Source organism: Trichocoleus sp. DQ-A2, assembly GCF_039961915.1.
GTDB lineage: Bacteria > Cyanobacteriota > Cyanobacteriia > Cyanobacteriales > FACHB-T130 > FACHB-T130.
In genome coordinates, this window is sequence record NZ_JAMPKD010000016.1 from 89,677 (window position 1) to 114,600 (window position 24,924).

At 46.9% G+C, this 24,924-nt stretch carries 15 protein-coding genes; 4 read left to right on the top strand and 11 right to left on the bottom strand.

The window, feature by feature from the left end; all coding sequences use genetic code 11:
• Window positions 1–314: 314 nt before the first annotated feature.
• A complete protein-coding gene (locus NC997_RS17230; RefSeq protein WP_190526473.1) occupies window positions 315–3,455 on the top strand; it encodes an MFS transporter in 3,141 nt (1,046 codons plus the stop codon).
• A gap of 68 nt (window positions 3,456–3,523) precedes the next feature.
• Here the strand turns inward: NC997_RS17230 and NC997_RS17235 are convergent, their stop codons facing one another.
• Complete coding sequence (locus NC997_RS17235; RefSeq protein WP_190411315.1) at window positions 3,524–3,835, bottom strand: chromosome segregation ATPase; 312 nt, start codon at window positions 3,833–3,835, stop codon at window positions 3,524–3,526.
• A 468-nt stretch (window positions 3,836–4,303) separates the two neighbouring features.
• Window positions 4,304–6,463, bottom strand: a complete 2,160-nt coding sequence (locus NC997_RS17240; RefSeq protein WP_190526522.1) for a tetratricopeptide repeat protein — start codon at window positions 6,461–6,463, stop codon at window positions 4,304–4,306.
• 1,051 nt (window positions 6,464–7,514) lie between these two features.
• Between NC997_RS17240 and NC997_RS17245 the strand changes: the two genes are divergently transcribed.
• Entirely contained in the window at window positions 7,515–10,223 is a 2,709-nt protein-coding gene (locus NC997_RS17245; RefSeq protein WP_190435553.1) for an RNA helicase, read from the top strand.
• Between the two features lie 224 nt (window positions 10,224–10,447).
• Window positions 10,448–13,192 carry a family 10 glycosylhydrolase gene (locus tag NC997_RS17250; RefSeq protein ID WP_348257813.1) on the top strand — a complete coding sequence of 915 codons (2,745 nt, stop codon included), beginning with the start codon at window positions 10,448–10,450 and terminating at the stop codon, window positions 13,190–13,192.
• Window positions 13,193–13,273: 81 nt separating this feature from the next.
• On the opposite strand, the gene NC997_RS17255 is transcribed toward NC997_RS17250, so the two are convergent.
• The 9 genes from NC997_RS17255 to NC997_RS17295 all read right to left on the bottom strand — a co-directional run bounded on the left by NC997_RS17255 (window position 13,274) and on the right by NC997_RS17295 (window position 22,321).
• Complete coding sequence (locus NC997_RS17255; RefSeq protein ID WP_190411312.1) at window positions 13,274–13,663, bottom strand: hypothetical protein; 390 nt, start codon at window positions 13,661–13,663, stop codon at window positions 13,274–13,276.
• 220 nt (window positions 13,664–13,883) lie between these two features.
• Window positions 13,884–15,005: a HAMP domain-containing sensor histidine kinase gene (locus NC997_RS17260; RefSeq protein ID WP_199306126.1), complete on the bottom strand. Its 1,122-nt coding sequence runs from the start codon at window positions 15,003–15,005 to the stop codon at window positions 13,884–13,886.
• Entirely contained in the window at window positions 15,002–16,018 is a 1,017-nt protein-coding gene (locus tag NC997_RS17265) for an adenylate/guanylate cyclase domain-containing protein (RefSeq protein ID WP_190526475.1), read from the bottom strand. Before NC997_RS17265 ends, NC997_RS17260 begins: the two co-directional genes overlap by 4 nt.
• Window positions 16,019–16,516 carry a Rab family GTPase gene (locus NC997_RS17270; RefSeq protein WP_190526529.1) on the bottom strand — a complete coding sequence of 166 codons (498 nt, stop codon included), beginning with the start codon at window positions 16,514–16,516 and terminating at the stop codon, window positions 16,019–16,021.
• On the bottom strand, window positions 16,516–18,297 hold the full coding sequence (locus tag NC997_RS17275; protein ID WP_190526477.1) for an OmpA family protein: 1,782 nt from the start codon (window positions 18,295–18,297) through the stop codon (window positions 16,516–16,518). Before NC997_RS17275 ends, NC997_RS17270 begins: the two co-directional genes overlap by 1 nt.
• 126 nt (window positions 18,298–18,423) lie before the next feature.
• Window positions 18,424–19,047: an OmpH family outer membrane protein gene (locus NC997_RS17280; RefSeq protein WP_190433709.1), complete on the bottom strand. Its 624-nt coding sequence runs from the start codon at window positions 19,045–19,047 to the stop codon at window positions 18,424–18,426.
• 428 nt (window positions 19,048–19,475) lie between these two features.
• Window positions 19,476–20,573, bottom strand: a complete 1,098-nt coding sequence (locus NC997_RS17285; RefSeq protein WP_190411306.1) for a YihY/virulence factor BrkB family protein — start codon at window positions 20,571–20,573, stop codon at window positions 19,476–19,478.
• A 98-nt stretch (window positions 20,574–20,671) separates the two neighbouring features.
• Window positions 20,672–21,358 carry a ribonuclease III gene (rnc, locus tag NC997_RS17290; protein ID WP_190526479.1) on the bottom strand — a complete coding sequence of 229 codons (687 nt, stop codon included), beginning with the start codon at window positions 21,356–21,358 and terminating at the stop codon, window positions 20,672–20,674.
• Between the two features lie 189 nt (window positions 21,359–21,547).
• Window positions 21,548–22,321 (bottom strand): NYN domain-containing protein, encoded by a 774-nt coding sequence (locus NC997_RS17295; RefSeq protein ID WP_190526481.1) that lies wholly within the window; start codon window positions 22,319–22,321, stop codon window positions 21,548–21,550.
• A gap of 462 nt (window positions 22,322–22,783) precedes the next feature.
• On the opposite strand from NC997_RS17295, the gene bchD reads away from it, so the two are divergent.
• The gene (bchD, locus tag NC997_RS17300; RefSeq protein ID WP_190526484.1) at window positions 22,784–24,847 is read left to right on the top strand and encodes a magnesium chelatase ATPase subunit D; all 2,064 of its coding nucleotides are present in this window, start codon (window positions 22,784–22,786) and stop codon (window positions 24,845–24,847) included.
• The last annotated feature ends 77 nt before the right edge of the window (window positions 24,848–24,924 follow it).

Below are 24,924 nucleotides of genomic sequence, written 5' to 3' on the forward strand. Positions count from 1 at the left end.
AAAAGGTCTGCAAATGTATTTTTATTGCTCGCGTCTTACTCCCTTACTCTCTCCATCCTGCCATAGGTATACATTTCAGACCTCAGGAGGATGCTTTGTAGTGACCGATTCGACGATTCTGGCGTACAGAGAGGAGTTAGGCGATACATACAGAGTTACTACTTAAGTAGATGAGTACAAAGAAACCAGAAAGATAATCACCCGTTTTTTTGACAAACGGGTGTTTCAGAGTGTGGTCTTTTTTGCAGATTTTGACCACTCAACATACCTTAATTTATAATTTGCGCGGGATTTGCTTTGAGGAAGAAAATATCATGTTTGAGAGTACGGGAATACTCATGGGAATGTACAAAACCCTATTTTGGCTCGCTCAAGTTACACCAGTCGATCCAACGGTGAATACTCCAGAAGAAGCGGCACTTGTCTTTTCAGGGCCTCAATTTTTTGTAGCGCTGATTTCTGGGATAGTGTTAGCTTTTGCGTTGCAATTATTGTTAACCAACCTCTCAGTCGCAGCCGGGATCTCTTACTTGGGTCATCAATCAGATTCAGATTCCGATCGGGATGAATCTGGAAGTTTGGGAGGTACAATTCGCAAAATAGGGACAGCAGTCGGAATTTGGACGCTGGTGACAGTCACCATTGCGTTAGCGATCGCGTGTTTCCTGGCAGTGAAACTGAGCTTGATTAGCAGTGGCGGCTTGGGTGCCATTATCGGTCTGGTAATTTGGGCAACCTACTTCTGCCTGCTATTTTGGGTAAGTTCAACGACAGTGGGATCGTTAGTGGGTTCAGTTGTTAATACTGCAACCAGCGGCTTCCAAGCAATTGTCGGCACAGCAACCGCAGCAATCGGCGCACAAGCTGTGAATAATCAAGTTGTGTCAACCGCAGAGGCAGCAGCAGCAGCCGTGCGGCGAGAACTGGGATCGGGAATCGATCCTGCCAGCATCCGCGAGACGCTGGAGGATTATTTAGGGTCCTTGCGTCCCCCTGAACTCGATATACAAAAGATTCGGGGTGAATTTGAAAGATTGCTCAACGACCCGCAACTAAAAGCGATCGCTAACACCGATAATCTTCGCAACATCGACCGCCAAACATTTGTAAATTTGGTAAGCGATCGCACAGACCTCTCGAAACGCGACATTAACCGCATCGTAGACCAACTCGAAGGCGTGTGGCGGCAAGCCGTGGGATCGCGAGAGCAACAAACCGATCGGATGGGCGAACTGCTCAACTATCTCAAGTCTGCACAACCGGGTCAAGTGAAGTCAGATGATATCAACGCCAAACTCGACCAGCTGATTGCAGAGACGCGCGACTCTAAAAAAGCCGATCAAAAAGCAGTCGACGACGCAGCTCCTGGTCCAATTCAGCTAAGCGTTCAGCAGGGTTTAACGACCCTGATGGGATTAGCAATGGGACGCACAGATCTCTCAGATTTAGATGTGCAAACCATCTTAAGTTCCCTCTCGAAAGCTAAAGACAAAGTAACCGAGCAAACCGACAAACTAGCGACTCAAGCAGGAGTTAAACCAGAACTCCCCTACAGCACCATTCGAGCAGATGTAGACAACTACCTGCTCAACACGTACTCCTGGCAGATTACCCGACCAGGACTTAACCGGGAATTCAAAGAAGTCATCTACGACCCCCAAGGAGATCCGGGGACAATTCGCCGGGAATTGGAGCAACTAGACAAGTCATATTTTGCCAACCTGTTGCAACAACGGGGCGTCTTTACCCAAGACAAAATCAACGACATTTCCGATCAATTGGAAGGCATCCGGCAAGAAGTTTTGGTGACAGTGCGGGCGGCTGAAGAAGAAGAAAGGACGCAAGACCTGCGCCGCCGAGTTGAAGATTATATCCGAACAGCACCCAAGACAGAACTGAGCGCAGAAGGCGTTAACGACAATTTCAAAAAGGTGCTAGAAGACGCAGATGCCGACCATGACACCCTTGAGCGTCGTCTTGCTTTGTACGATCGCTATGCCTTGATGCAATTGCTGCGGGGACGCGAAGACATCGGCGAGACAGAAGCTGACGCGATCGCTACGAATTTAGAACAATCACGCGATCGGGTGCTGATCGAATCCCAAGCCCTCCGAGACCGAATTCAATCGGAAACCGAGGCAGTGTGGGTCAATTTAGAGTCCTATCTGCGGAACACTGGCAAAGACGAACTGAATCCTGAAGGCATCCAGCGAGATATCAAAACTCTCCTGAACGACCCGCAGGCAGGAATGTGGGCTCTTCGGTCGAGAGCTTCTCGCTTTGACCGCGATACCTTAGTTCAGCTACTGAGTCAGCGACAAGACTTGAGCGAGGACCAGGTAAATCAAATCATCGATCAGGTGCAACATTCTTGGAGCAGCGTTGTCCAAGCACCGCAAATGGTCGTAGATAAAGCCAAAGAGCAGGTAGACAAAACCAGCACGGCTCTAGCAGATTACCTGCGGAACACTGGTAAAGACGAACTGAATCCCGAAGGCATCCAGCGGGATTTGACCAGGCTGCTCTCCGATCCCAGAGAAGGTGCGACGGCACTGCGGCAACGGCTATCTCAAGTAGACCGCGATACCCTGGTGAAGCTACTGAGTCAACGGCAAGACCTAAGCGAAGAGCAAGTAAATCAGGTCATCGATCAGGTGCAGGGTACGATCAAAAACATCGTCAGAGCGCCTCGTCGCCTTGCCACCCGGACGCAGGCACAAATCCAAGATTTCCAAAGCACGCTACAAGACTACCTGCGGAATACTGGCAAAGACGAACTCAACCCAGAAGCAATTAAGCGCGATTTGCAGTTGTTGCTGCACGATCCGCGCACCGGAGTTGAGAGTCTGACCGATCGCCTATCTCACATCGACCGCGACACGATGATCTCTCTGCTGTCGCAACGGCAGGATATCTCTGAGGAAGAAGCTGCCCGAATTGTGGATCAAGTCCTCTCGGTACGCGATCAATTTGTGGAGCAAATTCGCAGCATTCAACGGCGAATTCAACAGACGATTGACGGGATTTTTGCCCAAATTCGCAACTACCTCAACTCGCTGGATCGCCCGGAACTCAACTATGACAGCATCAAGAAAGATGTTCGCAAGTTGTTTGACGATCCGCAAGCTGGGTTTGATGCCTTGCGCGATCGCCTCTCCCATTTCGATCGCAATACTCTGGTTGCCATCATGTCTTCCCGCGAGGACATCTCCGAGGAAGATGCTAACCGGCTCGTCGATCAAATTGAAGGCGCACGCAACAGCGTCCTGCAACGGGTGGATCGCCTCCAACAGGAAGCGCAACGCCGCTTAGACGAAGTGAAGTATCAAGCGCAGCGGCAGGCAGAAGAAACTCGCAAAGCTGCTGCCTCTGCCGCTTGGTGGCTGTTTGGTACGGCAACTGTGTCTGGAATCGTTTCCGCGATCGCTGGCGCTTTAGCCGTTTCCGGTCGTTAAAGTTACCGATTTTCTCCGCTAATCCATAAACGTAGGGGCAGGATTGTTTTCCTGCCCCTACTGCTTTTTTATAAGCCCAACATCCGGTTAACTTGCTCGGAAGTTAAGGGTTTAGGCGAAATTTTGGGATCGTAGTCTAGCTGTCGCAAGCGATCGCGTAGAGCTTTGAAACTCGTTGTTTCCAGCAATACCAAATTCTGATATACAGATTCTTTTGGCATTTCCACTCTTAAAATCACATCTTGTAGTTTCTCTTGTTCTATCGCGTGTAAAATTTGCTTGCAAAATAATTCACGCTTCGACACCTGAGTTAATGTCACTAAATACCAATTTCTTTGGACAGGAACATTCGGTGAATCATCTTGAGGTATGTTCTGCACGGTATAGATTTAGGGATATTGGGTGACGGCAAATTGATGGAGGGAGCGCTAGGGACACGGCATGGCAGTGCCCCCACTAAGAAGAATAAACTGGCTTCCACCATTCATAAAAATGGTTTCAATTAGCTTTAGGCAATTAATAACTCATTAAAACTTTTGAAAGTCATTATTAACAAGTCAGTAACTAATTCAGCCTCCAGAAAATTTTTCATAGCTTCATTCCCCACAATAGTGTAGCAGGAGTCTGGGAAAGCTTCATTTTCTTCAATATCTTGGAATAAATGAAAATAATTTTTCGTTAGCAAGATCGCGATTTTGCTTTAGATTCCAAGCTCTAGCACTGCTAAATGATTTCCAAAGAAGAAATCCCCGACTTCTCTTGAAGTCGAGGATCTGAAGGGCTAACGTCTCACAGCTCAAATGGATTGCGATTTCTACACAAGCAGATTGATTCAGTGCATTGGAAAATTACAACCGCCGCAGTAATTCTGGCAACAGCTTACCTGGAACCTTAGAAAGGGCGAGATTTTGACCTTGTAAGCCACGTTCGCGGAAAAACGCCCGGATTGTCTGCACAACATAAGACAAAGTGGATTCGTAGGCATCGGGTTGAGCGCTAAAGCCCCGCAACGCTTGTAAATGGTTGTGTAACGCTGCCTCTAGATGCTCTAACAGGGAACCCTGAGCCAAAGCGAACTGCTTATCCGTCGCCATCTGGTAGTGAGCCAGCCCCAAATTATTGTAGGTGGCAGAGGCATCAAACGTAACCGGCACTGGGGGAGTGTTTTGGCTCAGCCGGTGGACAAGCGCGATCGCAGTTTCATAGGCTGTAATACACGAGTGCAAATATTCCTGTCGCGCCTCCACCTTAGTTTCTATCTGGCTTGCCAAATGCCAGTAAGCCGTACCCAAATTATTCTGCGTCGCCGCGCAAGCTGCCGGGACTACATCTGGCGTCCGATATTTTAGTCCATTCAAGTAAGCGTCGATAGCAAGTTTTAAATAGGTTGCGGGTTGTTCGTACTGGGCGAGATTCCAGTAGGCGGTGCCGATGTTGTTTTGCAGCATTGCCCAGCTAAGCGACTCTTGCTCCGGATTGTAATACAACAGCGCTTCTGTATAAGATGCGATCGCTTGTTGCAAGTTTGTCACCGGCTGCTGCTGCTGTGCTAAATGCCAGTAAGCCGTACCCAAATTATTGTGCGTCGCCGCATATTTGAGCGGCTCCATCTGGGAAGGACGATAGCGCAAAGCTTCCTGATAAGCGCCAATCGAGTATTGCAAGTTCTCGGCAGCATCTCGATAACGAGCCACTTCCCCGTATGCTGCCCCCAAATTATTTTGAATCATGGCATAGGTGTGGGGCGCTTCATCGGGATTGAAGGTGGTTAAAGCGGTTTGATACGCTTGAATCCCTTGCTCCAGATAGACAAGCATCTCCTCGACTTTGCTTGGATAGCGAGCTAGCATCCAGTAGAGATTGCCCAAGTCATTAAGGGTATCCGGTACCAGCGGCGAATCTGCCTCTAGCCAACTCAATGCCTGTTCGTAAGCTTGGATGGCAACGATCAGGTTTTCTTGCGAGGTATTTGATTGTTCGAGTTCAATCAGATCGCGGTAATGATTCCCCAGCCTCAGATAAGCTTCAGCAAGTGCCTCTGGCGGACAGGATTGCTGCTGTAATTGAGCAATTTCCTGCAACGATTGCACCTGAGGCAAATTCTCAATCGCCTGATGAGGGGCTTCAGATTGGGAAGGATGAATGGATGCTGATTCATCGCTCTTTTCTTCTGATTCCTGTAGGGGAGAAGCATCAGTTAGCGAATTTGTTGCCGGATGCTGAGATTCGTCTCTCGGAGGCGTCGCTTCTACCTCTTCCTTACCAGAATCATTGCCTGAAACTGGATTTTCCGAACGGGTTTCGCTATATTTCGCGAAGTCGCGGTTCAGAATGTGCCACAGATTTTCTTGAGGTACAGCCGTCTCTTGCTCAGCAGCTTGTTCGCGGGGCGCTGAGAATTGTAGAGACGGATACCACGTCTCTTCTGATACAGGCGTGGGTTCCCCTTCAAACTCAAACAAGCCGGTGTGACACCGCCAAAACTCAGGTGCCGACTGCTGAATCGCCCGGAACCAAGGGCGAGGCATCCACAGCAACAAGCTAGATTCTAAGCGCGGCAAACTGCGCTCAATACCCCTGAGAGAGCGCAGAAATAATCCCTGTACCGTTGCTGGCTGCTTGGTTAATAGTTCCACCCCCAAAATTTGAAATCCGGGTGGGTTGTTGTCAGGGGGCGGGTGTTTGGCTAACCAGCGATTGATCTGAGCGATGGGATGCGGCTGGCTCAAGTTTAAGTTCAGGCTAACCAGTCGGGGGTAGCCTTGGAAGGAGCCAGGATTCGGCAGGAAGGATGAATGAGTGCGATTGGACTTGTTTCTTCTTCCGTCTTCCGAAATCGCCAATTCTGCGTGTAATCGGGCAGCCAGACGATTTCTCAAGGTGAGGTCGTCGCATACCGCCACAAAAATTTGGCGACGCAAACCAAGACTCAGCGCCTGTTTCAATCGCTGATAGATGATCCGGTTTCCATCGGAAATTTTTCGGTGAGCGGTATCCGTCACCGTCATGCTGGCAGGGTAGTGTCCGTTGGCTTGTGGCACCGACGTTTAAAAAGGATAAATAAGGGACTGAGGGCTGTTTGGGGGGTTTGGAACCCGCCCATTCGGACTGGGTACTAGAAAACCAATTCAGTTAGTTAGCAGGAGAACCGAATTCAACTATGTCATTTTGTCGGTGTCATTTTGTCGGTTGGGGGGCGTGGAGGGGTGAGGTACGAAACCCAACACGGCAAATTGACTGCTGAATCAGTACCGATAAAAATTCTTGCCTATCATCTTGAATCCGACTTCTGCCTTTTTTGAGAAGTGCATACCCATTTCTTCCCATTCCAGTTGCCTGGGTCAGGATTAAACGCAGCTTTTATCTATCCGCCAAAAGGACGATTTTAGATTTCATCTTTTTGAGCGATCGCAATTTCGCATAGCCGTAGCTCTGCTGGCAATCGCTGTATCGCTCGTTACATCCTCTACCCTACAGTTCCTTTTCATCAGAAGATGTGGGAATTGCCGACGATGGAAAAAGGCTAACTTAGATCGCGATCGAGAGGCTTTTCAGAAAATATTTAAAAAGCGTCAAATTTGCCAGAGAAAGCAGAAGAAAGATTTAAATAGAAACAGACAGGTATTGGCGATAATTCAGGCTTTTCGATCGAGATTTTCCATGAATTTTAGCTATATTATTTATTATAGTGACAATTGCTCTATTATTCTGCCGCTACAAATAAACTTGAAGTTTCGTAAAGCGGTTTCAAGTGACTTGAGAGGCTAGCTTCGGGAAATGGCACCTAGAAAAGCAAATAGCGTCACGATTCTCAGGGCAAGCGTCATGATCGAAATCGATAAGTCGATAATCTGGTGCATCCCGCCGATTGGGTGCTAATTTGCACTGAAAGGAATTCCCTAAAAAAATAGCGATGTGCCATCATTGGGAGCCATTGAATACCGCGTCCCTAGAGCCATTGTTAAGATAATTTATTCCTGGGAAGTCCTTTAGAATTAAAGGAAGCACAAGAAGACAGTTGATGGCGAGATTTGGCTGAATTCTGTTTGCAATTTTTTAATGGAACTATTTGACCGTACCGTGCCCACTACCATACCAGAGCTAGACCTCAAGACCTTATTTCCCTTTGAACTGGATCGGTTTCAGCAGGAAGCGATCGCGGCGTTAAATGCCGATTGCTCGGTCGTTGTGTGTGCCCCTACCGGGTCGGGAAAAACGCTGATTGGGGAATACGCCATTTACCGCGCCCTGAGTCGCGGCAAGCGGGTATTTTACACTACACCCCTGAAAGCGCTATCAAACCAGAAATTACGGGACTTCCGCGATCGCTTTGGGGCTGACCGGGTAGGGTTATTGACCGGCGATACGTCCATCAACCGGGATGCTCCAGTCTTAGTGATGACCACGGAAATTTTCCGGAATATGCTCTATGGCACCCGCATCGGCGAAGTCGGCACCTCCCTCACGGGTGTAGAAGCCGTGGTGTTAGATGAATGCCACTACATGAACGACCGACAGCGGGGCACGGTTTGGGAAGAATCCATTATTTATTGTCCCCACGAAATACAGTTGGTGGCGCTTTCGGCAACGGTCGCCAACAGCGATCAACTCACCGACTGGTTAAATCGGGTTCATGGTCCCACCAAGCTCATCTACTCCGATTTTCGTCCCGTTCCCTTGCAGTTTCATTTCTGCAATCCCAAAGGACTGTTTCCCCTCCTTGATGACTCGCAAAAAAAAATAAATCCGCGACTCAAGCCCAAGCGCCCACAAACTAAAGAAAAAGGCAAAAAGCAAGACAGCCCAAGTTTAGTTTATGTCCTGAGCCATTTGTGGAAACGGGATATGCTGCCAGCAATTTACTTTATCTTCAGCCGCCGGGGTTGTGACAAGGCGGTGGATGAATTGCGGGAAGTGACGCTGGTAAACGAACAAGAAGCAAAACTTTTAAAACAGAAAGTTGAAGCATTTTTAGCCCACAATCCAGAAGCAGCCCGTAGCGGCGGGGTTGAACCGTTGCTGCGCGGGATTTCCTCTCACCACGCCGGAATTTTACCAGCATGGAAAGGTTTGGTCGAAGAACTGTTTCAAGAGGGCTTGGTAAAAGTGGTATTTGCCACCGAAACCCTGGCTGCGGGGATTAATATGCCTGCGCGAACAACCGTGGTTTCTAGCCTTTCCAAACGCACCGACCGGGGACACCGACTGCTGACGCCCAGCGAATTTATGCAAATGTCGGGTCGTGCCGGACGTCGGGGGATGGACACCACGGGTCATGTAGTGACCTTGCAGACGCCTTTTGAAGGCTCAAAGGAAGCGGCTTATTTGGCAACCAACGGGCCTGACCCATTGGTGAGCCAGTTTACCCCCAGCTACGGCATGGTTTTGAACTTGCTGCAAACTCATAGTCTGGAAGAAGCGAGAGAATTAGTAGAACGCAGCTTCGGGCAGTATTTGGCGACCGTGCATCTGGAACCCACTCGGAAAGCGATCGCTGACTTATCCGAGGAACTGGCAAAAATCGAAGCGGATCTGGCATCAGTAGACGATAAGAGCCTGCAACAGTATGAAAAGCTTCAGGAACGTCTTAGAGAAGAACGCCGATTACTGAAAATTTTACAAACTCAAGCCGAAGCCGAGCGATCGCGGGAAATTGCGATGGCGATCGCTTCTGTAGAACCCGGTACGTTGTTGAGTTTAAAAGGGAAACACATTCCGGTGTCTTCTCCTGTACCCGCTGTCTTAGTCACCAAGACACGCGGTTCCGGTCAATCGCCCTATCTAATTTGCTTAGGTGCAGATAACCGCTGGTATGTAGTCACTGCTGCCGATGTCGTCGCTTGCAGCCAATTACCCCGCGTGTCCAATGTTAAATCCGTACAGCCCCCGCCGGAAATGCCGATAAAACCCGGTCATTGCAAAAAGGGCACCGAATCCACAGAGGTCATTGCCCGTCAAATTGGCTGGGCTTGTCGGAACGACGCTTGCGGTCGTCCGGACGCGGATCTCGAAGAAGATACCGCCCCAGAAGTGGTCGCGCAACAGCAGCAAGTAGCCGCAGTGGAAGCGCAACTGCAAAATCACCCTGCCCATCAATGGGGCAATCCCGCCGCCCTCCTCAAGCGCCAGCAGCGCCGAGAGGGATTACTAGACCAAATTTCCCAGCTTCAGAGCTTGTTCCAAGACAGCCTGGCACGCCACTGGGAAGAATTTATGGACTTGATTGAAATTTTGCAACGCATGGGCGGGCTAGAGGGCGTGATGCCGACACCCCTAGGAGAAGCCGCTGCTGCGATTCGGGGTGACAACGAGCTGTGGATGGCTTTAGCCCTGATGTCGGGTAAACTCGACGAGTTAGATCCCCACCACTTAGCCGCTGCTTGTGCCTCCTTTGTGACCGAAACGATGCGACCGGATAGCTGGACGCACTACGATGCACCGGCTGAGATGGACGAAGCTTTGGGAGGTTTGCGGGGCTTGCGGCGCAACCTCTTCCAGCTACAGCGGCGGTATCGCGTAGCGCTACCAGTCTGGATGGAGTATGACTTAACAGGTTTGGTGGAACAGTGGGCGTTAGGGGTTCAATGGGATCAACTCTGCTCCAACACCAGCTTAGATGAAGGGGATGTTGTCCGAGTATTGCGACGGACGGTGGATTTCTTATCTCAAATTCCTCATGTGCCTCACATTTCAGATTCGTTACAGCGCAATGCCTATCGGGCAATTCATCTAATTGACCGCTTTCCAGTGAACGAAGTCGTTGCTTAGAACCAGCGGTTCGCTGTCAAAAGGTCATTGTGATTTGTCCTTAGCCATTCGTCATTAGTTTGTTGCGACTAACTGAGGTCGTTGCTTAGAATGAGCGATTAGCCCTTGGCTGTTAAAAGAAGTCATTGGTGATTCGTCATGAGTCGTTAGTTTGTGGGTAATGACTGATAACTGATGGCTAAGGATGAAAAGCTAATCGCTAACAGCTATTTCAGGAGCAGCTTGTGTTGAGGAGTGGTTTTGGTTTGAAGCGGGAACGCCAGGGAAAGGAAAAATCTCAGGCTTGGAATTGGGTATTTTTAGTTGTAAATTTTTCCTGTTTATTTTTTAATTCTTTTCCTGCCGGTGCCGCACCGGGTGTACTGGGAGTCGTGAAAACCCAGGACAATGCTAACCAATGGGAGGGGATTACAACCCGCCTAGGACTAAGTGGTGTTGCCTACTGTGTGGTGGATTTACAACAAGTCCGGCAGGCGGCAGATTTAGCAGGGACACAGGTTTTATTTTTACCGAATGTTGAAACCCTAAGTGCTGTACAGGTACAAGCAATCCAAGAATGGATGGGTAAAGGCGGGCGAGCGATCGCTACTGGGCCTTTAGGCACGCTTTCCCAAGCGAATGTGCGATCGCAATTGCGATCGCTCTTTGGCGCTTACTGGGGATTCGGTTTACAAAGCCCCTCCACCTTGGCACCCGCACCCGCTAAAAATCAGGGTTGGGTGCAACAGAACGGACTTGCCGGAACCGCCCAGGGGGGTGTAATCATTCCCGCTGGATTGACCAGTCAAACCGCTGCTGTCTGGAAGTCGGTTGAGAATCCACCGGCGGTCGTAACCACCGATCGCTCGGTCTTTCTGGGCTGGCGTTGGGGCGTCGATACTGCCTCTAGCCCAAACCTGGATAGCGCATGGTTGCGGGCATCCCTGAACCGCTACGGGGGAGTGAGAACAGCCAAAAATGCACCAACCAATGCGCCCCAGCAGTGTTCCTCCCCAGCCGGAACCACTGCGGCTGCCACACCACGCCCGCCAAACGGGCAGCCAAATTCAACGAATTCCGTTTCTCCAGGGACTGCGGCAGGTGGGACGCCTGCCGCTTCCCGCACCCAGTCGGGAACCCCTATCCTTTTCCCTCCTGCCCCAGCAACCCAAGCCGCAGACGTCAACGCCGATGGTTTAGTGGCTCCACCTGGACTCGAAGTAAAACCAAGCTCCCAGCTCATCACAGGCGGACAAGCAACCGCCATGCGCCAGGAGTTGGAAGCGCTCATCGGACGCTTTGAGAGTGCAATGTTAACTGCCAACGCCACGAACAAGGTGGGAACGGCAAACGGAAATAATTCCTCAACCCAAACCAAGCTCATCGCTCAAACTTCTTCACGCTCTAATCAGGAATCAGCCCTCAAAACTGCCCGGACAGGGTTGCAACAATTTCTTCAGCTAGTTGCCCAAAAAGACTACAGCGCTGCCCGACAGCAATGGCTCCAGGCGCGACGAACTCTCTGGGACAACTATCCCACCGACCGACCCCAAGGACAGTCAGAAATTCGGGCGATGTGGTTAGATCGGGGTACCATTGTCAGCGCTGGTTCGGAGCAAAAATTAGCAAAAATTTTCGACCGACTAGCAGCGGCAGGGTTTAACACGGTCTTTTTTGAAACAGTCAATGCGGGATATCCCATTTATCCCAGTCGCGTCGCTCAGATTCAGAATCCTTTGGTACGCGGCTGGGACCCCCTAGCTAGCGCAGTCAAACTCGCTCATGAGCGCGGCATGGAGTTGCACGCCTGGGTATGGATTTTCGCCGTCGGCAACCAGCGTCATAACACCTTAGTCAAGCTTCCGAAAGAGTATCCCGGCCCGGTACTCGATCTGCATCCCACCTGGGCAGGCTACGATAACCGGGGGCGTTTGTTCCACTTGGGTTCGGGAAAAACGTTTCTCGATCCGGCGAATCCGGAGGTACGGCGCTACTTAATACAGATGTTGGGGGAAATTGCCACAAACTATCAAGTGGATGGCATTCAGTTCGATTACATTCGCTATCCTTTTCAAGATCCCCGTGCGGGTTATGCTTTTGGCTACGGTACAGCCGCTCGTCAGCAATTTCAGCAGTTACACGGGGTCGATCCGGCAAAGATTTCGCCGAAAGATCGCAATCTATGGCAAAAGTGGACGCAATTTCGCACCAATGCCATTAACAGTTTTGTAGCAGATGCATCGAAAAGCCTACGCGCCTTAAAACCGAACCTGATTGTGTCAGCGGCAGTGTTTCCTTTTCCTGAAACTGAGCGCTTGCAAAAACTACAACAACATTGGGAAGTCTGGGCGCAGCGCGGAGATGTAGATTTGCTGGTGCCGATGACTTACGCTTTAGATACTAACAAACTCCAGAGTTTGGCACAGCCTTTACTTACTCAGGCTTTACTGGGTTCAACTCTAGTTTTGCCCTCGATTCGTTTACTGAATCTGCCAGATGTTGTGGCAATCGATCAAATACAAGCGCTGCGGAATTTTCCTGCCAGCGGTTACGCTCTATTTGCCGCCGAAAATCTCAACGAAAATCTGCAAGGAATCTTCCGCCGCACTCAGGGGAGGGAAATAAAATCATCCACAGAACCATTACCTTATCGCCAACCTTTCCTAGCCGCTGCGACTCGTTACGCGGCACTCCAAAAAGAATGGGATTTTCTTTTAGAAACTAACCAGTTTGGGATTAAGGAACCAGCACTCTCGGAATGGCGCAAACAATCAGAGACTCTCTCAAATACACTGAATCAGCTGGCTGCGAATCCTTCTGCGAATAATCTGGCAAAGGCGAAAATTTCACTCCAAGCTTTTAAATTTCAGTTCAATCAATGGATGAAACAGGAAGGTATAGAGCAGCCCTACCAAGTTCAAGTTTGGGATAACCGTTTGGCAACTTTGGAAAGGCTACTGCGCTATGGCGAGCGAGGAATTAAGAATTAAAGATTCAAAAATAGGTGAAAAAAGCGATATATTGCCTATTTCTGAACTTATTTCCCATCCCAAGAAACGCTCAACCGTCTGTCATCGAGTGACTTGGAATGTTCCAAAAATCACTGTCATAATTAGTGCAACAGCAACAAAGAAGACCGCTATCAATATCAGCCAGTATTGGAGTGTATAAAGTTTTCTAAGTTCCCCAAGGGCACCAATCAAATTTTCCATATCGCTTCCCTGAGTATCGACAATAAGCTGGAAAGAAGAGGCTGCTTTACTTGTCCATAAACCAATGAAGATTTGAACAACGCCAGTGATAATGCCGCCAATTTCACCTTTTGCGATACTGACAATCCCATCTATAACCAGAAGCACCCCTAAAGCGATCAGAAAGTAGCTAACAAAGCGCATTTTCTGAGCAAGATCCCGAATCAGCTGGTTCTGCGTCTGGTCAAATTCGTACACTCGACTGTCCATTTTACGCTTTCTCCCGCACGAGCTCACTCAGATTTTACGATATTGCTGCCAGATTGAAATCACTTTGAGTGCAAAAAACTAAGAGCGATCGCTTTTTACCGTAATCAATACTACGTAAGTAGGTGTCAATAAACGTAGGCTCTTGATAGTTCTTAGTTCATAGCAATGAACCATCCAACTTCTCCGACCGAAAAATTTTGTAGATAGTTAAAATCCAAATCTATGATTGCACAATGGGTCTAGGGAGCCGAAACCAAAATCGGGAACCTCGTTCACTACGGGGTGAATAACCAATACTGCCACCCCAGCGTTCAACCGTAATCCGACAAAAATAAAGTCCTAAACCGGCTTTGCCAGCTTTCTCTGTACCTTGAGAAAATTTTTGAAACAAATTTTTTGAAAGCTCCGGCGGTACACCAAAACCCTCATCGTCCACACTCACCAAAATAAATTCTCCATCTTCTTTGAGGTTAACTGTCACAGTAGAACCAGATGGACTATGTCTAAGAGCATTTTCTACTAAGTTAAAAAGAACTCTCTCCAAACGCGAGTTTTCCCCAACTACCTTCCAATCTTTCGAGCTATTAATGTCAGCAGCCAATTGCAACTGCATTTTATGGAATGTAAAAGTTGGTAATAAAGCATCTACCACTTCCATTGCACAAATCATTGCATCTGGAGCGTGAGCAGGATCGAGTGAAAAAGCCTCTAGTGATTTTACCTCGGCAGAAAATGCCTTCAATATTTCCTGAATCAACATCTCTTGCTTGGTACATTGCTTCCTCCCAATTTCTAGACGTTCTCTGCCTTTGGGTGTCAGATTGTCTAAAGCAAGAAGTGCAAAGCAGCAGTTAAGTCCCGTTAGTTGTCCTGCTATGTCGTGTACAAAGCAGTGAAGCAGAATTTCTTTTTTCTGTATCTCTTTAATCAGATGTTGATAAGTTAAATTATTTTGTCTGGCTTTTTGGATCAGAGACTGTTTCTCTTCATAAGCAATTCCCAAACACTCAATCAAGAGTATTTTCTTATCTTTCAGGCAAACCGCTGATGCCTCTAGATGGCATTCGTTTCCCAATACATTTATCTCTGTCCAAAGCCCCGATCTTAGAGGTTCTGTACCCTTGGTCGCCCAGAAATCTTCAGCATCAATGAGAAAATTGTCTAGAAAAGGAAATTGCTGACCCAAATTTAATCTATCTGGTTCCTGCGTAATATCTACATAGAAATAATTAAACCAATCTGGTTTTGTACCAACTATTGCAAAATAGCCATTATCCAGACGTTCTAAAACTACAACATTAAGGGCAGCAAAAAGGTCGTCCGTAATAGATTCATTCATCATTTCACCAGGCAAGAATAAGTTCGTATAGGTTCAACAATTCCTTTTAATAGAAGGATATTTTCTAAAAAATCTTTTTTTATCTCATCAAGCTCTTGAAATGTATTTTCGTCGATGAGAATCTCGCTGGGACGTGCCTGACTTTCCAAGCAAGCTGCTAAATTAACATAGTAGCCAATAGCAGTGAACATTCTGCTACCTTTGCTACCCAAAATACCGAAAGTAACGGGTCCCGAAGCGATACCAATAGCGATTTCGAGAGTTAAACCAAGCTCGCCTTTCCTCGCTTCACCTATCTCTGCAATGGCCTCAATTATGTCTCGTGCAGCTTTTATTGCCTGATTTTTAGGACATCCCGTTGAGGCAATAACCCCAAAGAAAGCCGTTATTACATCTCCAGTTATTTTATTGACTATCCCAGCTTCATCAATAAGTATCTGTATCATAATAGGGATACATAAATTTAATGTTTTAAAAACTACTTCTGGAGGGTTATTTTCACTGTAGGAAGTGAGTCCACAAATATGGATGGAAAGAATAGTAACATCCCGCCGTTCTCCTCTCTCTTGAAGAGTCAGCAACGTTTGTGGCAATTGGGTAATATCCTTCCCAAAATATTGATTTAATATTTTACAGTGTTCCTCTCGCAAAAGGTTCAATTCGTTTCCTTGTTGTTGCATCAGACGGTGCTGGCTTTCTTCCAAGGTTGCATCTAATAGCAATACCCAGTCTCTCTCTTCGCCAGGTACAAGATGGACATCTGCGGAAAGCCCATATTCCGTTTTCATGCAAGGGATACAGATAGGAGAACCGTTCAGGGGAAAAAGACCTTCTAGAAAAAAGACTTGTTTCCCGATATATTCTCCTTTTTGCAAATCATTCACTCCATAGGCTTCCAGTTTCCCGCCCCAATCTGACAAGCGACCATCTTTTTCTACCAGGAGATAGGCTGGAGAACGATTTTCAACAGCCAAAGTGTGAATATAATTCAGAATTGGCGAAGGGAGGTCAAGCATCTATGCCTCTATCATTTTCTTCGCAAGCGTTAGAAAAGCTTCTTCTACACCTAAACCTGTTTTTGCGCTGCTTTTAACGACCAGCCAACCTCTTTCTACTATTTCGTCCATTGCCGTATCATCAATATCCCATTCCTCCGTCAAATCCGATTTGTTGAGTACCAAAATGAAGGGAAGGGTGCCAATCGTATCTTCTACTCTTTTTTGAAGTGTAAAAGCTTTATCTAAGGTAGTGCGGCGGGTTCCATCAGCTACCAGGAAATAGCCTGACGAACCTCGCAGGTAAGACATCCGAACTTTTTGAAATTCGTCTTCTCCGTAAAGATCCCAAAGAATAAGATTTAATTCTTTCCCTCCAATATTGAGTGATTTTTTGTCTATTTTTACTCCCACAGTCGTTTGATAAGTATCAGAGTAAATACTTTTAACAAACCGTGAGACTAAACTCGTTTTTCCGGTGGCGAAGGCACCCACCATACACATTTTTTTCTGTATCATCACTGAGTTATCTCTTTTTTGGAGGTATCAGTTATTATTACCTTGAAAGAGACGCTGCGATTCAATGCTCGATCCTGTTGGGTCGTTTCTTTATCCAAAATTTCTTTTGTGCCTACACCCACCGCAGAAAGATGGGTTTTCTTTATTCCTTGCGAAACTAGAGTAGAAAGGATCGCATCGGCACGCCCTTGGCTTAGGATCATATTTCTCTGCTCCGAGCCTATTTTATTAGCGTGTCCTAAAATTTCAATCTGGACAGCTTTACCTAAATAAGGCGCGGTATCGATAAGTTTTTGAACTTCTTTTATTAGGTTTTTTATCATTATTTCCTGACCCGGTTCAAGTTGTGTACTTCCCTCTGTAAAAAAGAGTAACTGCTTTTCGATCTTGTTTTCACTAAGCTCAAGTTCTTTAAGTTCCATCTCAATAAGATTTTTTTCGTCAAATTTATTAATTCCGGGAATTGCTCGCACCAGTTTTCTGGTTTCAATAATCCATTGATAAGGAGCAGAACCTTCAGCACGAAGAGTGCCCTTTTCATCAACGATTAAAGATACAGTTGCCGGAGGTTGAAGCAAGTCTTTCGCTCTAATTTCAGTAAATTTTGGATAAAAAGATAAGTAAGGCTCCCAGCGGCTAATAACTATTTTGGGATTAATATTTGATTCTTTCATGATCTTGATTGGATCTGCCGCCAAAGGATCTCGAAGTCCGGAAATAAAATATTTTCCCCGACGTTTCTCGGAAGTAACTACGGTCATTCCTGGCTGAGCATTTAATTTTTCCAAATACGCTGTCCATCGCTGTTTCTCTATGAAGTCAAAAAAGAACCAGCTACCCAAAGCTATTAATATAGAGCTTAATAAAATCCATAGAACAGGAGAAGGTTTTGTCTTTTTGGGTTGATACTGGGCCTGAAAGCAATCTTCAAGATAAAGCGTGCTGCCTTCAAAGGGAGCAGTATCTCCCTCAAACGAATTAAATTTTTGGTCGTATTTGAGGTGAATTTTTTCTATTACTTCTTGGAAAACTAACTTAAATTCTTTGGGTGCATTTCCCCGGATAATCCCTGCTAATATTGCCTGCGGACCAGGTTCAATCCAGATAGTGAGTTCGCCAAACTGCAACGTTTCTAGGGAATCGCCGGTTTGTACGCTAAAAGAGTCTTGGACAAAATCCCGGATCGCTGTTAACATCGCTGAAACTAAGTCTGCATCCTGAGCGGCTACGTTTGGCGCTACTACGTGCTGAAGTAACAATCCAGTTTTTTTATGAATCAAAAAAACTTGTTCAACTCGATAGAGAAGAGTGCGGAGAAGAACAACTTCGGCAAATGATTTTCCTGTCTGTAAAGCTTCCAATCTCCACTTAAAGCCTTGTGGAGACAAGCTGTGTTCAACAGTTTGATTGAGGGACTGGACTGTAGTTTCTAAAGCAGTTGCGATCGCTTTGCGCGTGGCAGGGCCGATTACGGGGAAAATCGCCTCTGACAGGATATTCAGGTCTTTTGTGACCGATAAATGAATCGCTTCTTCAACCGTTGGCACGATTGCTTCGCTTAGCTGCTTATCTCGCATTGTCCGTAGGATAATCGCCTCTGGAAGCAGTTGGCTGATATCCTCTGCATGAATATTGGGATTATTTAGTCGCTCATGCAGTTTATCAAGTTCGCTTTGCTCAAAACCAAGAAGCAAACTCCGAAGTTCTGAGAGATCCTCGTTCGTTGAAAGATTATTTTCTGGAGTATTGCTAGATAAATCATGGGTAGAAGAGTCAGCCATTGCTCAAATCCCCCTATTCACAACTAAATTATTATGCCGACATCAGATGAGGGAGCTAGAGCGATTTAGTAGTCTATGGACGGATAATTTTGGATTCCCCCCTTAAAAATCTCTTTTGTAGAAAAATTATTCATTTCGAGAAATTCCCGGTTGAGTGTTAAGTCTCATTGCTAGTTCTGCAAACAGAGATGCCAGAGTTGAACGGTCTGTTTTATCCTTACGAAGTTCTTGGGCTTCTCGTTCAAGCGCAGCCAAAAGTTCTTCATATTTTTGCCTAATCTCATCGTCCAAATTTTTAGATTGTTCTAAAATCTGCTGACGTAACTCTCGCTCTTTCGTTGTAGTTTGTTCATCCAGTTGCGCGAGCTTCTTTTCCAAAGAACCAATCAAGTTTTTTAATTCCTGAGAAAGCCCTTTTACTGATTCGTCTCGTTCTGATTGCTCAGTTTTTAATCGGTCAGTTATAGATTCAAGTTCTTTTCGGAGGTAGTTTTCAATATTATCTAAACGTTTTCTCGTGTCATCGCGTAAGTTAGTGGATTCTTTCACTAAACGTTCTTCCAAACGAGCAAACCTTTTTTCGTATTCTCGCGTCTGATTCCCAAAAAGAATATCTCTGACTTTATCGAGATTTCCACTTTCTGTCCCATTTACACTAGGAAGCGAGGAATCACTTTTAGACTGAATTGGATTTGTTTGAGCGGATTCCAATTCTATATAATTGATGTAATTTTCTTCCGAAGAACTCATAAATTTAATCCTTTATTAAAGAGACTTATTGTTGTCTTATCTTCTTGTTTTTTAGGCAAGGAAGAAGTGGTTTATGGCGGCAAACCAGTAAATCGAGTTGTCTTCTAGAGCGCAAAAACCTCGCTTTTCGTACATTAAGACTTTACCCTAAAGGTCAGCGTCAGTAAATGCAAGGGCTAAAAGGACTGCCACAAGTATAAAAAAATCTATATTGCAAAGAACGGAAGGCTAGCCTTTTGCATCTTCCGTTACCATTTCCGTAAGGGGTGGACAAGGCACAAGCTAAAGTTGTTTCTGCCTTTACTGCTATCTTGCCTAAGAAAGTCAATACTTATGAGAAAGTTGTAACAAACCAAAACATATATTGATAGCCTCTGCGCCCTAAGAAAACTCACCTAATAAATCTCTGCAAAGTTCCTCAGAATACATCATTTTTGTTTGTTCTTCTTCCCCTTGGCTCCCACTAGAGATGCAAAGCCTTGGTAAACGCCAATCATTAAGGCGAGGACTGTTACCATCGGGTGTCTGGACTTTGGCGGATCTACCCGTTGTATGGTGCTGGTAGAGGTTCCAGACGAGCGATCTCCTTGGTCTTGTGCGGCAGCGGCTTTGATGTCGTCAGTGCGCGGTATTCCCTGCTTTGCCCTCGCTTCTTCACTAAGGGGTACGGCATTCTTAGAGGGAACAATTCGAGAGCCGTACTTGTTGGCGTAGACTTGAGTAAATTCGGCACCGAAAAAGAGAATCTGGGCGGAATAATTTACCCACAACAGCAGCACTACAAATGAGCCAGCTGCGCCGTAGGTTGAGCCGACACTGCCATTGCCTAGATACAACCCCAGTAAGTACTTACCAATGGTAAATAGTAAAGAGGTAATGGCGGCACCGATCCACACGTCGCCCCAGGCAATTTTCGCATCTGGCAAAATTCTAAACATCAGCGCGAACAGCACCGTCACGACGCCGAAGGAGATGAAAAAGTTTAGGGCTTGCAGGAAGGGCAAACCGGGTATCAAGTGGCCCAAATAGTCGCCTACTGATGTCAAGCCGGCACTCAAGATCAACGAAACTAAGAGCAAAAAGCCGATGCCCAGTACCATTGCAAAGGACAAAAATCGGTCTTTGATAAAGCCTTTGATGCCGCGTCCAGGCTTGGGGGCGACTTCCCAGATGGTGTTGAGTGAATCTTGCAGCTGACCAAAAACGCCGGAGGCACCGAACAGGAGGAGACCAACGCTAATCAGAGTGGCAATTGTGCCTTCCTCTGCCTTGCGAGAATTTTGGATCATCTCTTGGACAGCTTCAGCACCCTGCTTGCCTAGCAATTCTCGAAGTTGCGTAACAATTCCCCCCTCAGCGGCTTCTTGTCCAAATACCAAAGCCGCGATCGCGATCGCAATAATCACTAGCGGTGCCAGAGAAAATACGGTGTAATACGCCAGCGCCGCCGCCAACCGCGATGCCTTATCTTCTTGCCACTCCGCAAATGTGTCTTTAAGCAGTCCTACTATATCTTTTGGCTTCATAACTAACTTCTAGCCTGCGCTACCACTCTTCTTTGAGTTTGCAGCGCCTTGTCGAGAAGTTAAAAGACCCGAAAGTTAGAGTTTCTCCGAATTCCGGCTTACACCAGCCCTCGTTTTTTCAGTTTGGACAGTGCATCTTCAGCAGCAGCTTTCTCAGCATCTTTTTTGCTGCGTCCTTTACCTTCCCCGTAGGCTTTATCCCCCACAAGCACTGTGGCGATGAACTCTGGGGCGTGGGGTGTTCCGCCTGCTTGTTTGGTGACATATTTCGGTGGTGTTGAGCCAAGGTCAGGATTTGCTTGCACCCATTGCTGAAACCGATTTTTCGAGTCCACTTTGGAGAGAGACACTACGATATCCTCCGGAACGGAATCAAATAGTGGTTCTACAAAATCGCGGACTTTCTCAACATCCAAATTGTTATCTAGATAATAAGCGCCGACGACGGCTTCAAAGGTGCTGCTAAGTAAATTTGGATTATAGTAGCCTCCCTCGCGAATGGCACCTTGACCTAACCGCATTTTGAAGTTTAAACCAATCTCGGTAGCGAACTTTGCTAGCTGCTTTTCATCTACCAGCGCGGAACGCCTACGAGTCATTTGGTCTTCTCCCATTTTTGGGTGACGACGATAGAGATATTCGCCACTTAAGAAAGTTAGCAAAGCGTCACCCAAAAATTCTAGACGTTCGTTGTTTTCGCACTCTCCGGGATTTTCATTGGCATAAGAACGGTGAGTAAGCGCATGAAGTAAGAGTTTTTCATTCTGAAATCTTGGCAATTCCATTTTTATATCTCCTAGTTTTGGGTAAATTAATTGCATGGAAATATCAGTACCAGTCATTGATGTTTATTAACTTGACGAACACGAAAAAGCCGCCCACTAGCGGCTTTTAGATAAACTCGATTTCTATTTAAACCGAGTTTTTGATAAGTAGCGAACGCTTGATTCTCTAGCTTTCAACAATCGGCTTAACTATACTAACAATATTTCCTCATTTTGCAATTTTATTTTGCCCTGTTTTACGACAGCAGCAACAAATTTTTTGAAGCTTGAAAATTTCGTTCCATCAGGTTTATGAATCGTAGAAACCCCTTTATAGTTAGGAAACCGCTGACTTTGACACATCAGGTTTGCAATGATGGAATATGTTGTACTCTTACCTTCTTGAATCGCAGTTTTGATAGCTTCAATAAAGCAGTTAACAGCATCATCGTAGGTGATATAAGGCAATTTATCATCTTTCTGAAGCCCTGCCTTGTTGCTAACTAAGTTAGGTAGTTCGTCTACAAATTTAAATTCATCAGCAGCAATTTTGAGACTTTGCTTCACATTTCCTCGTTGAGCAATAACTATCGCTTTTTTGCTCAACTTTTTTAAATTCAAAACTAAATCCTCAAAATCACCATCTCCTGATACAATGATAGCCACATCAGGAGCATTTTTGCTGTTCATATCTTTAATACAGTGAGCTATCAATTGATTGTCAGCACTGTTTTTCAAAGGACAAGGAACATCAACAAAGATGAACCCAATGCTTTTCAGAGCTACTTTGGTAGGAACTTGGCTTTTGCAGCCTGAATTATAGTAGATTTTTTGGCTAATTAAACGTCCTTTCAACTTGGCAAAAGCCACCAATGACTTTGCTTCTTCTTCTGTTAAATAGACGTTTTGAGAATCCCAGTAAATTGAAACTAACGGTTTCTGCTTGTTGATTTTTGTTTGTGAAGATCCAAGAATACTTTTCATTTTGATACGTCCAAAATACGGGTTGAATGGACAGCATCAACAAACCGCGCATCTAGCCTTAGAAAAAAGCCGAGGTAAGGGATTTAAAAAAGATAATAATAAACCCCGACTAAGTTAATAGCCTGAATCAACTCTTTTGCCTGAGAAGTATTGAAGTTGCAGTCTCAGGTACAGAATTTTAAACTTCCTGCTGAGCGTGCAGTCAACCACTTGACCGGACATACTGTTCAGCCAAATGGTTGACTAGACGCTCAGTAGGAAACTAAAAAACCGTGTACCTGAGACAGCATTCAAAACTTCATTAATGCGAGATTTTTGTACTGTCTGCAATGTATGGTTTAAATCTAGCATTGGAAAAACTTGGATGTCAAGATTAATTAGGTTGATTTGAAGCGGAGGCTTAGTTGAAGGCGACAAACTTTGCGTTATGCTGAAAAGTTGGACTTGCATCGCTTTAAAAATATGCCTGCATCTGTAGCTAACCCCGCCTTCCCCCTCGCTGCTGTTGTGGGGCAAGAAGCAATAAAAATGGCGCTGCTATTGGCAGCAATTGATCCCGGACTGGGAGGGGTAGCGATCGCGGGTCGTCGCGGGACTGCTAAATCGGTCATGGCACGCGCCTTGCACTCCCTTCTGCCCCCCATTGAAGTCGTCAAAGGATCGATTAGCAATTGCGACCCTGATTCCCCCAACGAGTGGGATGACAAACTATTGGTAGAAGCGAATGCCCAGCCGGATGCTCCGATTGACGCGCAGGTGATTCCGGCTCCATTTGTGCAAATTCCTTTGGGAATCACAGAAGATCGACTGCTGGGTTCTGTGGATGTCGAGCAATCCGTTAAACAGGGAGACACGATATTTCAACCTGGGTTACTGGCGACAGCACACCGGGGTGTCCTCTATGTAGACGAAATTAATCTACTTGATGAGCAAATTGCTAACCAACTGCTGACCGTTTTATCTGAAGGACGCAACCAGATTGAGCGGGAAGGGATTAGCTTTCAGCATCCTTGTAAGCCTTTATTTATTGCTACTTACAACCCGGAAGAAGGGCCACTGCGAGAACATTTGCTCGATAGAATTGCGATCGCGCTTTCCGCTGATGGTGTGCTCGGCTTAGATGAACGAGTGCAAGCAGTAGAACAAGCTCTCGCCTACGCTAAATCCCCAGAAAAATTTCTAGAACAGTATACCGAAGACATCGACAACTTGAAAACTCAGATCGTCTTGGCGCGGGAATGGCTGAAGGATGTTCGCATCACCCGCGAGCAAATTGCTTATCTAGTTGATGAAGCAATTCGAGGAGGAGTGCAGGGACATCGAGCCGAACTCTTTGCGGTGCGAGTTGCCAAGGCTGCGGCTGCTTTAGAGGGACGTACTAACGTGACGGCGGAAGACTTGCGCCGTGCGGTGGAATTGGTGATCGTGCCTCGCGCTACAGTCGTGCAGACGCCACCAGACGAAACGCCTCCACCGCCTCCCCCACCGCCACCGCCCCAAGACGAATCTCAGCAAGAGCAAGATGAGCCGGATGAGAAGGATGAAGAGGAACCGGAAGAACCCCAAGAGGATCAGTCGAGTATTCCGGAAGAATTTGTCTTCGATCCAGAGGGTGTCATCCTCGACCCTACCGTGCTTTACTTTGCTCAAATGGCGCAACGTCACGGCAAGTCGGGCAGTCGCAGTCTCATCATTTCAGAAGATCGAGGGCGCTACGTCAAGCCAATGTTGCCGAAAGGCAAGGTGCGGCGAATTGCCGTTGATGCAACGCTCAGAGCCGCTGCACCCTACCAAAAGGCTCGGCGGGAGCGAAACGACGCTGCGATCGCTCAATCCCCTCTGGGTCAGGGAGGACAAAGAGGAGATCGGCGGGTATTCGTCGAGCAGGGAGATGTTCGCTCCAAGCGCTTAGTCCGTAAAGCCGGAGCGCTCGTCGTTTTCGTCGTCGATGCCTCTGGCTCGATGGCGCTCAACCGAATGCAGTCAGCCAAGGGTGCAGTGATGCGCCTGCTGACGGAAGCCTATCAGAACCGCGACCAAGTGGCGTTAATTCCCTTCCGGGGAGAACAAGCCGATGTGCTGCTACCCCCCACCCGTTCGATTGCTTTAGCGCGGCGGCGTCTGGAGCTATTGCCTTGTGGTGGCGGCTCCCCTCTGGCTCATGGTTTGACTCAGGCAGTGCGCGTGGGGATGAATGCTCAGATGTCTGGGGATATCGGTCAGGTGGTGATTGTGGCGATTACCGATGGACGGGGAAATATTCCTTTAGCTCGTTCTTTAGGCGAACCGATGCAGGAAGGGGAAAAGCCGGATATTAAAGCTGAATTGTTGGACATTGCTTCCAGAATTCGCGCTTTGGGGATTCAGTTGTTAGTGATTGATACGGAAAATAAGTTTATTTCCACTGGCTTTGCGAAGGAATTAGCAAAGCAATCAGGGGGAAAATATTATCACTTACCCAAGGCAACCGAGCAAGCGATCGCTGGAGTGACCAGAGGCGCGATCGCAGATATGAAATCTCGCTAGTACAAAAATCTCTAGGAACCCCACCCCCAACCCCTCCCCGCAAGCCGGGAGGGGAGCCGGAGGCGATGGCGGGGTGG

Coding starts and splice junctions, on each gene's coding strand:
- NC997_RS17255 (WP_190411312.1), bottom strand. CDS start 13,663: ATGGACAGTCGAGTGTACGAATTTGACCAGACGCAGAACCAGCTGATT.
- NC997_RS17275 (WP_190526477.1), bottom strand. CDS start 18,297: ATGGCTGACTCTTCTACCCATGATTTATCTAGCAATACTCCAGAAAAT.
- NC997_RS17280 (WP_190433709.1), bottom strand. CDS start 19,047: ATGAGTTCTTCGGAAGAAAATTACATCAATTATATAGAATTGGAATCC.
- NC997_RS17260 (WP_199306126.1), bottom strand. CDS start 15,005: ATGATGAATGAATCTATTACGGACGACCTTTTTGCTGCCCTTAATGTT.
- rnc (WP_190526479.1), bottom strand. CDS start 21,358: ATGGAATTGCCAAGATTTCAGAATGAAAAACTCTTACTTCATGCGCTT.
- NC997_RS17285 (WP_190411306.1), bottom strand. CDS start 20,573: ATGAAGCCAAAAGATATAGTAGGACTGCTTAAAGACACATTTGCGGAG.
- bchD (WP_190526484.1), top strand. CDS start 22,784: ATGCCTGCATCTGTAGCTAACCCCGCCTTCCCCCTCGCTGCTGTTGTG.
- NC997_RS17295 (WP_190526481.1), bottom strand. CDS start 22,321: ATGAAAAGTATTCTTGGATCTTCACAAACAAAAATCAACAAGCAGAAA.
- NC997_RS17245 (WP_190435553.1), top strand. CDS start 7,515: ATGGAACTATTTGACCGTACCGTGCCCACTACCATACCAGAGCTAGAC.
- NC997_RS17230 (WP_190526473.1), top strand. CDS start 315: ATGTTTGAGAGTACGGGAATACTCATGGGAATGTACAAAACCCTATTT.
- NC997_RS17265 (WP_190526475.1), bottom strand. CDS start 16,018: ATGCTTGACCTCCCTTCGCCAATTCTGAATTATATTCACACTTTGGCT.
- NC997_RS17270 (WP_190526529.1), bottom strand. CDS start 16,516: ATGATACAGAAAAAAATGTGTATGGTGGGTGCCTTCGCCACCGGAAAA.
- NC997_RS17240 (WP_190526522.1), bottom strand. CDS start 6,463: ATGACGGTGACGGATACCGCTCACCGAAAAATTTCCGATGGAAACCGG.